1 pseudogene is annotated in these 680 nt (G+C 57.9%); it reads right to left on the bottom strand.

The features are described from left to right. Nucleotides 1-491, bottom strand: a pseudogene (locus tag NKH38_RS33260) (type I secretion system permease/ATPase); the annotation flags it as partial. Nucleotides 492-680 lie beyond the last annotated feature (189 nt).

Raw genomic sequence — 680 nt, 5'->3', positions numbered from 1 at the left:
TCGGCATTGCAACGCGCTGCTTGCAGCAGACCATTGCGTGCCATGTTGTGGGCAACGGTATCGCTTATCGGCCCTTGCGAGAGAGTGTTGGCAAGGAGTGTCAGAGATGTGAGACCGACCGCCCCGATAAGTGCCGTCATGCCGATCCAGAAATGAAGGAGGAAGCAAATGCCAAGATAAAACAGCATCCATGGCAGATCGAAGAACGCTGTCGGACCGTTTCCACCTAAGAAGCCGCGAACATTGTCGAGATCGCGAAGCGGCTGCAAGCCGTCGCCCGGCATGCGCGTTGAAAGCGGAAGGCGAACGATCGCATCGTGAACGCGTCCGGAAAACTGTCCATCGAAACGCTCGCCAATCCGCAGCAGCACGCGGGCGCGCAAAATGTCGAGCAGGCATTGGAACGCATAAAGCCCCGCAGCAAGCACGACGAGCCCCACCAGCGTGGATACGCTGCCACTTGCCAGAACGCGGTCATAGACCTGAAGCATGAACAGCGGCGAGATGAGCGCAAGCACGTTGACCACGCCGCTGATCAACACAATGCCCCAAATCGCGGAAGTCAGAGGGAAGGGTCTCAAAGCTGAATCCTTTAAGGAATGGTTGTCACGTAAGTCTCCGGAGGCTGGCGACCCAGCTCCCTATATTGCTCCCCGACCGGCAACCGACTGCATCCGCTC

Source organism: Mesorhizobium sp. M1078 (assembly GCF_040318615.1).
Lineage (GTDB): Bacteria > Pseudomonadota > Alphaproteobacteria > Rhizobiales > Rhizobiaceae > Mesorhizobium.
Note: the sequence above shows the minus strand (reverse complement) of the source record. Positions and strands in the feature narration are given on the sequence as shown.